Source organism: Gordonia sp. (in: high G+C Gram-positive bacteria), assembly GCF_049299075.1.
GTDB lineage: Bacteria > Actinomycetota > Actinomycetes > Mycobacteriales > Mycobacteriaceae > Gordonia.
In genome coordinates, this window is record NZ_JBAQWU010000341.1 from 1 (window position 1) to 8,031 (window position 8,031).

The 8,031-nt window shown below is 68.4% G+C and carries 7 protein-coding genes and 1 pseudogene; 2 read left to right on the top strand and 6 right to left on the bottom strand.

Features of this window, described 5'->3' with window-relative positions:
* From WAW85_RS10775 to WAW85_RS10795, 5 genes and pseudogenes are all read right to left on the bottom strand, one after another.
* A pseudogene (locus tag WAW85_RS10775) lies at positions 1 to 238 on the bottom strand (hydroxymethylglutaryl-CoA lyase); the annotation flags it as partial.
* An 11-nt stretch (positions 239 to 249) separates the two neighbouring features.
* The gene (locus WAW85_RS10780; protein WP_422559610.1) at positions 250 to 1,440 is read right to left on the bottom strand and encodes a CaiB/BaiF CoA transferase family protein; all 1,191 of its coding nucleotides are present in this window, start codon (positions 1,438 to 1,440) and stop codon (positions 250 to 252) included.
* Positions 1,437 to 1,982, bottom strand: coding sequence for a hypothetical protein (locus WAW85_RS10785; protein WP_422559611.1), 546 nt, complete (start codon positions 1,980 to 1,982; stop codon positions 1,437 to 1,439). Before WAW85_RS10785 ends, WAW85_RS10780 begins: the two co-directional genes overlap by 4 nt.
* Positions 1,983 to 1,992: 10 nt before the next feature.
* Positions 1,993 to 3,213 (bottom strand): winged helix-turn-helix domain-containing protein, encoded by a 1,221-nt coding sequence (locus tag WAW85_RS10790; protein ID WP_422559612.1) that lies wholly within the window; start codon positions 3,211 to 3,213, stop codon positions 1,993 to 1,995.
* Positions 3,210 to 3,713: a dihydrofolate reductase gene (locus tag WAW85_RS10795; RefSeq protein WP_422559613.1), complete on the bottom strand. Its 504-nt coding sequence runs from the start codon at positions 3,711 to 3,713 to the stop codon at positions 3,210 to 3,212. The genes WAW85_RS10790 and WAW85_RS10795 overlap by 4 nt, the downstream gene beginning before the upstream one ends.
* A gap of 42 nt (positions 3,714 to 3,755) precedes the next feature.
* On the opposite strand from WAW85_RS10795, the gene WAW85_RS10800 reads away from it, so the two are divergent.
* Positions 3,756 to 5,408 carry an NERD domain-containing protein gene (locus tag WAW85_RS10800; protein ID WP_422559614.1) on the top strand — a complete coding sequence of 551 codons (1,653 nt, stop codon included), beginning with the start codon at positions 3,756 to 3,758 and terminating at the stop codon, positions 5,406 to 5,408.
* A 3-nt stretch (positions 5,409 to 5,411) separates the two neighbouring features.
* On the opposite strand, the gene WAW85_RS10805 is transcribed toward WAW85_RS10800, so the two are convergent.
* Positions 5,412 to 6,212 carry a thymidylate synthase gene (locus WAW85_RS10805; RefSeq protein ID WP_422559616.1) on the bottom strand — a complete coding sequence of 267 codons (801 nt, stop codon included), beginning with the start codon at positions 6,210 to 6,212 and terminating at the stop codon, positions 5,412 to 5,414.
* Between the two features lie 154 nt (positions 6,213 to 6,366).
* Between WAW85_RS10805 and WAW85_RS10810 the strand changes: the two genes are divergently transcribed.
* A partial coding sequence (locus WAW85_RS10810) for a DUF222 domain-containing protein (RefSeq protein WP_422559615.1) occupies positions 6,367 to 8,031 on the top strand: 1,665 nt, incomplete at its 3' end.

An 8,031-nucleotide genomic window follows, 5' to 3' on the forward strand; every position in this document is an offset into this window, starting at 1 on the left:
GCCGCGGGGTGGCCACCCAGAGCCAGCAGCGTTCGAGTTCGGCCGGGCTCAGCGCGGCCGCGACGTCGAGGCTGTCGGCCATCGGTGGCACCAGCTCGCCGCGCGCCATCGAGCCGATTTCCAACTCCGGGATACCCGCGGCCAGCAGCGTGCGGATCAGCTGCACTTTCTCCTCGGTCGTGAGCAGTTTGCCGGTCAGTTGCAGACCGTCCCGCAAACTCACGTCCCGCAGGATCAGGTCGGTGGCGCTCACCGGAAGCGCTCGCGGATCTCGTCGGTGTGCTCGCCGATCTCCGGGCCGAGGGAGCGGATCGGGAGCGAGCGGTCGCCGAGTACCGGCACAATGCCGGGGAAGCCGACGCGGGTCGGCCCGTCGCCGCCGGCGTCGACGTCGAACTCCTGAATCATGTTCCGCGCCTGGTATTGCGGGTCGGCGATGATGTCCGCCGCGGTGTAGATCGGGCCGGCCGGGACATCAGCGTCGGCCATGGCGGCGAGCACCTCGGCGCGGGTGCGGTGCGCAGTCCACTCCCCGATGGCCGCGTCCACTTCTTCCCGGTGTTCCCAGCGCCCGTCGTTGTCGGCCAGGCGCGGGTCATCGGCGAGATCGGGCCGGTCGATGGCCAGCATGTATCGGCCGAAAATGGCATCGGCATTGCCGGAGATCACCACTGAGAGGCCATCGCTGCACACGTAAGCGTTGGACGGCGAGATGCCCTGCATCCGGCCGCCGGTGCGTTCCCGGCGGACGCCGTAGGCACCCAGGTCCGGTACCAGCGATTCCATCATCGAGAAGATCGCCTCGTGCAGTGCGACGTCGACGATCCGGTCGGCGAGCGGCAGCGGCTCATCGGTCTCGTCGCGGCGGCGGAGCTGCTCGTACAGTGCCAGCACCGCACCGAACGCGCCGTAGAGTCCGGCGATGGAGTCGCCGATGGAGATGCCGGTGCGCACCGGCGGCCGATCCGGATCGCCGATGAGTTCCCGGAAGCCGCCGTAGGCTTCGGCAACGGCCGCGAAGCCGGGACGCTCGGCGTACGGTCCGGTCTGGCCGAAGGCGGAGATCCGGACGAAGATCAGGTGCGGGTTGGCCACCGACAGGTCGGCGGGCCCGATGCCCCACTTCTCCAGGGTGCCGGGTCGGAAGTTCTCCAGCACGACATCACACTGGGCGGCCAAGGCGTGGATGTCGGCGCGGCCTTCGGCGGTGCGCAGGTCCAGGACCATGGACTTCTTGTTCCGGTTCAGAGTCCGGAACAGCATCGACGTCTCACCCGCGTAGAGCCGCCAGTTGCGGAGCTCGTCGCCGCTCTCCCGCTCGATCTTGATCACTTCGGCACCGAAGTCGGCGAGTAGCCGGCCCGCCGACGGCGCGGCGATGTAGCTGCCCAGCTCCAATACCCGCACCCCGTCGAGGGGTAACGGCCGCGGCGCGGTCAACCGATCACGCCCGGATTCTCGGTGTAGCCGCGGCTCCCAGAGAGCGCGAAAAGGGCGTCGATCATCGCGATGAACGCATCGGCGGCGACGGCCGAGGTGAACTCGGCGAGTTCCCGAGGGTCGCCGTCGGGGTTCAGCAAGCCCAGGACCTCACCGTCGGTACTTGGCAACGCCCACAGGCGGTCGGTACCGGGGCCGGTGATGCGGACGATCGGATCGGGATCGTCGACGACGGCGGTCGGCACCACCCACTCGACGCCCGGGTGCTCGGTGTCCGATCCGGTCTCAACGCCGCTCGCGCCAATCCGCAGATGCTCGGGCATCTTGGTCATCTTGGCGATCAGCAGGCCGGTCCGCGTGGCCGCCTCCGCGTCGTAGACGTACGCCAGGGTGTCCCACTCGTCGTCTCCGGCCCGGTAGATCACTGCGTACTGGTCGCTGCGGCCGACGACGGCGAGTTGAGCCCGAATCTCGCCCGGCAACACCGCTCCCCAGGCTCCGTAGATCTCAGTTCCGGCCGCGCCGGTCTCCTCACTCGTCACGAAGTGAACCTTAGTGCCACGTGCGCAGCGCCCTCGCAAGGTCTCCCCGGGGGCTCACGACGACGTCGCCGAGTCCGCGCCAGCCGGCGAGCGCGCGCAGGTCGCCGGCCAAGGCTTCGGCGACTCGGCCGACGTCGACGCCGGGTTCATGGTGCGCGGAAAGTACCTGCAGCACACCGGCTTTGCGGTCGGCTTTGAGGTCGACACGGGCCACCAGTTGCTCATCGAGCAGGTATGGAAGCACGTAGTAGCCGTGCACGCGTTGGTGTTCAGGAACGTAGATCTCGATCCGGTAGTGGAAGTCGAAGAGCCGTTCGGTGCGCGGCCGGTAAAAGATCAGCGGGTCGAACGGCGAGAGGATCGCCGAGCGCGATACGTTCCGCCGAACGCGGGCGCCGCGGTGCAGGTACCCCGGATCGGACCACCCTTCCACGCGCACCTGCGCCACAGTTCCGTCGTCGACGAGATCGGGCAGCACCGCACGAACCTGCCCGGTCCTGAGTCGGTAGTAGTCCGCTAGGTCCGCCACGGTCGCGATGCCGTGCGCCGCGGCTGCGCGCCGGACGAGTTCGCGCACGGCGTCGATCTGCCCGATCTGGGCGCCGGTGGCCGCCTCCCCGACGACGCGCTCGGCGAGGTCGTAGTGGCGGACGAACCGGGCGTCACGCACCGAGGCGAGCACGCCGGCGGCGAACAGCGCCTCACAGACGTGTTTGACCTCGCCTCGCTGCCACCAACTCCCGGCCGCCGCACCGGGCCGCTCGATGCCCCGTGCCTGTTCGAGTTGTTTGGGTGCGGCCGCCCCCCGCTCGGTGACGACGTCGATGATGTCGTCGGCGAGGGGCCGGTTGCCGCGCAACGCTTCCCTATGGCTACGCCACCGGCCGTCGGCGAGTTCGGTCATCCGCCAGCCGAACAGCGGCCAGTCGTCGACGGGGATCAGCGCCGCCTCGTGGGCCCAGTACTCGGCGAGCAGCCGGGGCGAGCGCACCGAGGCTGGCCAGGCTGCGCGATCGAGGAGCCCGGTGTCGTAGGCGCCGAGCCGACTGAACGCCGGTAGGTAGTGCGCGCGTTCAAGGACGTTCACCGAATCCATCTGAAGCAGCTTGGTCCGGCCGACAACCCGCTTGAAGTGCGCCATCGTCGGTGCGCCGGTCGGCGGCCGATCGGCGAACCCCTGGGCGGCCAGCGCGATGCGACGGGCGGCGGCGGTCGAGAGGTCGGCGGTCACCGCGCGCGGTAGTCGATGCGGCGGTACTCCAGAAAGCGGTAGCGGGTGCCTGTGCGCGATCGAAGCCAGTCCGCGGGCCTCACCGCTTCCCAAATGTCCGGGTCTACCGGCGGAGCAAAGGCGTCGGCTCCGTCGACCAGCATGTCGATTTCGGTGACCACCAACTGGTGTGCGTGCGCCAGCGCCGCAGCGTAGATCTCCCCACCCCCGACCACCGCGGCAACCCGGCCGACCAGGGCAAGAGCCGATTCCAGGTCGCCGACCACTTCGGCGCCGTCGGCCCCGTAGCCGGCGCTGCGGGTCAGCACGATGTTGCGGCGCCCGGGGAGCGGCCGGAACGCAGTGGGCAGCGATTCCCAGGTCTTGCGGCCCATGATCACCGCGCCGACCCCGGTGACCTCGCGAAAGTGCGCCATATCTTCGGGCACGTTCCACGGGATCGCGCCCTGCCGTCCGATGGCGCCCGTCCGATCTTGTGCCCACACCAGTGCGATCGTCATGTCTCCCAGAATAGTCGCGTCGCGCCTGCCACAATGGCCATGATGCCGATCACACTTCCTCCCGAGCCGCGTTTCGCCCACCACACCGAGAAAGCCGTCTTCACGCGGCTGCACGCCCAGCTACTCGACGAGGATCTTCTGGTTGTCGGCCAGCGGGTGACCGACCACCAGAAGGACCACGAGGCCGATTTCGTCGTCGCCATCGACGGCGCGGGCATCCTGTGCGTCGAGGTCAAGGGTGGCGAGGTTCGGCACGACGGCGACGGCTGGCTACAGCGCAGACCGGACGGGAGCTACGGGCGGATCGATCCGGTCGCCCAGGCGCGGGACTCCTGTTACGCACTCCGCAATTTCGTCGAAGCCGATCCGCGGTGGACGCACGGCCGAGTGCGCTGGGACCATGCGGTGGTGCTGCCGAACACCGAGCTGCCCGCCGATTTCGGGCTTCCGGACTGCCCCCGGTGGAAGGTGATCGACCGTACCCAACTCGACCAGTTGATGCCGCTGCTGCGGCGGATCGTGCTGGAGAAGCACACGACGGCGCCGGGGATCGACGCCCTCGGGGTGGCGCAATTGCAGACCATTCTCGCTGGCCGCGGACTCCCGCAGCGCGATGTAGTCGCCCGGGCGTTGGCGAACGAGGATGCCGCCGACGCGCTGACCCAGGAGCAAGCCGTCATCCTCGGCGCCATCCGTCAGTTGCACCGGGTCCAGGTGCGCGGCGGTGCGGGCAGCGGTAAGACCTTCCTTGCCGTCGAGCAGGCCCGCCGATTGGCCCACGACGGCCAGCGCGTCGCCCTCCTCTGCTACTCGCATGGCCTGGCCTCGCTTCTCAAACGGCTCACCGCCTCGTGGCCCCACCGGGACCGGCTGGCGTATGTCGGGGAGTTCCATGATCTAGGCCTGCGCTGGGGTGCGCCGGAGGGGCCCGACGAGCGCATCCGCAACGAGGGTGCAGCGCGCTTCTGGGAGCACGACCTGCCCCGCGAGATGACCCGCCTGGCCGAGCAGTTGCCGCCCGGGATGCGGTTCGACGCCATCGTCGTCGACGAAGCGCAGGACTTCGCCGACGAATGGTGGCCGCCGGTGCTGGCCGCGCTGCGCGATCCGCAGGAGAGCGGACTGTACGTGTTCAGCGATGAAGCCCAGCGAGTCTTCGACCGGCACGGGAGCCCGCCGGTGCCGCTGGTCCCGCTGGTCCTCGACCACAACCTGCGCAACACTCGGCAGATCGCCACGACCTTCGGGCCGCTGGCCGATCAGCGGATGCAGTTGCGCGGTGGCGACGGACCACAGGTCGCGTTCATCGCCTGCAGCCCGGCCGAGGCATGCAGCGTAGCCGATGACCAGATCGATGTGCTGATCGACGCCGGCTGGCGCCCGGAGGACATCGCCCTACTCACCACCGGCGCCCGGCACCCCGAACAGGTGGAGCGGCAGGATCAGGGCAACGCCAAGTACTGGGATTCGTTCTGGGACACCGACCAGGTTTTCTATGGCCATGTGCTGGGATTCAAGGGCCTGGAGCGCCGGGTAGTGGTGCTCGCACTCAACGAACCAGCAGCAACGGAGCGGTCGCGGGAGCGGCTGTATGTCGGACTCTCACGGGCGCGTGAACAGCTAGTGATCTGCGGGGATCCGGAGTTGGTCCGTGCGGTCGGCGGCCCCGAGGTCGCCACTCGGCTCGGGCTCTGAACGTCAGACCGCGACCGGCGCTTTGATGGCCGGATGCGAAGTGTAGCCAACCACCTGCACGTCGTCGTAGCTGTAGTCGAAGATCGAATCTGCTTGCCGCAGTTCGAGTTTCGGGTACCCGAAGGGTTCCCGAGAGAGTTGTTCAGTCACCTGGTCGACGTGGTTGTCGTAGATATGGCAGTCGCCGCCAGTCCAGATGAACTCGCCGACGCCCAGTCCGGCCTGCTGCGCCATCATGTGCGTGAGTAGCGCGTAGGACGCGATGTTGAAGGGCACGCCGAGAAATAGGTCGGCGCTGCGCTGGTAGAGCTGGCAGCTGAGCTTGCCGTCGGCGACATAGAACTGGAAGAAGGCGTGGCACGGCGGCAACGCCATCTGCGGGATCTCCCCGACGTTCCACGCCGACACGATGTTGCGCCGCGAATCCGGGTCCGACGCGAGCAGGTCCAGGGCGGTCTGGATCTGGTCGATGTGCTCACCGGACGGGGTGGGCCAATTGCGCCACTGCACGCCGTACACCGGGCCGAGTTCGCCGTCGGGGTCAGCCCACTCATCCCAGATCGTCACGCCATGCTCCTGCAGCCAGCGCACATTGGAGTCACCCCGCAGAAACCAGAGCAGCTCGTACACGATGGACTTGAGGTGCACCTTCTTGGTGGTGACCAGCGGGAATCCTGCGGACAGGTCGTAGCGGAGCTGTGCGCCGAAGACGCTGCGGGTTCCGGTCCCGGTCCGGTCGGCCTTGGCCGCGCCGGTCTCCATGACGCGCCGCAGCAGGTCCTCGTACGGGGTGGGAATGACCATGCTCACCCCACGGAGTCTACGGGTTCGGCGAAGCGCGAACCGAGTGCGGTGTCGGCGCGCAGTCCTATGAGATCGGCGGCCAACGATTTGTCGGAGGTGCGACCTATGGTGAGGAATAAGAAATCCCGGCCCGCCCGGGAAGGAGGTGAATCAGATGATCGGCAGTCCCGTACACGGCGACGGTGATCGATACGTCAGCCTCGACAATGCGACCGCCGATAAGGACGGTGCGGCTACCGAACACGCATTCATCGCGATCGGCGGCCCCGACGCCGCACCGATCAGTGAAACCGAACTCGCCGCGCGCATCGGTACCGTGCTACCCGACGACGCGCTCGGACTGCTGCAGGTGATGGACACCGCCGCCGCAAAGCTCGCCGCCACCAACCTGACGCAAGCCTCCGAAGCCGACCTCGCCCACTCGGTGGAAGTGTCCGAACGGATCCGGCGCCGCTTCGACGGCCTCTCAGCCAACCTCTACCTCGAGGGCAGCGACCGCTCAATTCACCGCGCCGCCGGCTTCCTCACCATGCCCGCATACCTGGCCCTCGGCCACCGCCTGGGCCGCGGCGAGACCACACGCCGCAACGCCCTCGCCCTGCGCCTCACCCGCCCGACCACACTGACCGGCGACACACGCGAGCCAGCACTACCCGCGACCGCCGACGCCGTAGCCTCCGGTCAGATCGGCGCCGCCCACGCACTGGTCATCGCCGCGATCATGAAAAAAGTGCCCGACTCCATCGACCCCACCGATCACACGACGATCGAGGCCGAGCTAGCCCAGCACGCGCGCAGCCTATCCCCCACCGACCTGGAGAAGGCCGGCGCACGCCTGCTCGCCCTGATCGACCCCGACGGCGCGTACACCGAACCCCAGGATCGGCAACGTCAGCGCGCCTTGAGCATCAGCGCACAAGACGACCAGCTCATGAGCAAACTCGCCGGCAAACTCACCCCGGCACTGAAAGAGAAGCTCGCCGTGATCTTCACGAAGCTCGCTGCCCCCGGCATCAACAACCCCGCCGACCCGAACAGCCCGCGCGGCAGCGAGGACGCCGACGACCAGGCCCTCGCAGCCGCCCGCGTGCGTGACGACCGCACCGCCGACCAACGCGGCCACGAAGCAATCATCGACTTCTTCCTCGCCAACAAGGGCCTGGGCCGCCCCGACCGGATCCCGACCGAAATCGTAATCTCAGTGTCCGACGCCGACCTGGCCCGCCACGCCGGTATCGGCATCGGCGCCGCGGGCACACTCATCCCGGTCGCCGACCTCATCGAACTCGCCGCCGACGCCACCCCACACCTGGCCGTATTCCGCCACCACACCCGCGAAGCGCTCTACCTCGGCCGCGGCAAAAAGAACCGATTCGCCAACAAAGCCCAACGCCTAATGCTCTTCGCCCGCGACGGCGGCTGCACCGCCTCAGCCTGCGACGCCCCCTTCATCCGCACCGAGGCACACCACAGCCCCGACTGGGCCCAGGGCGGTCGCACCGACATCGACACCATCGGCTCATGCTGCGGCGGCCACAACCGCTGGGTCGGCCCCAACGTCGGCCAGTGGGAGACCGTTATTCTCGCCACCGGCCCGAACGCCGGCCGCATGGCCTGGCGCCCAACCGGCACCCAAGGACCCTGGGAACTCAACCCCACCCACCATCCAGAACTACTGCCGCAGCAGGGCGCCCACGCCCCACCCGACGACCGCTCAGGCTTCGAGAAACGCCTCGAAGCCCGCCTAGGCTTCGCCTTCCTCACCCCGAATCCCGATCCGGACACCACCACACCCACCGCGACTTCACCCTCCGCAGCC

Bases quoted from the DNA above. Each gene is read 5' to 3' on its own strand.
- WAW85_RS10805 (WP_422559616.1), bottom strand. From the start codon at position 6,212: ATGGTCATTCCCACCCCGTACGAGGACCTGCTGCGGCGCGTCATGGAG.
- WAW85_RS10795 (WP_422559613.1), bottom strand. From the start codon at position 3,713: ATGACGATCGCACTGGTGTGGGCACAAGATCGGACGGGCGCCATCGGA.
- WAW85_RS10800 (WP_422559614.1), top strand. From the start codon at position 3,756: ATGCCGATCACACTTCCTCCCGAGCCGCGTTTCGCCCACCACACCGAG.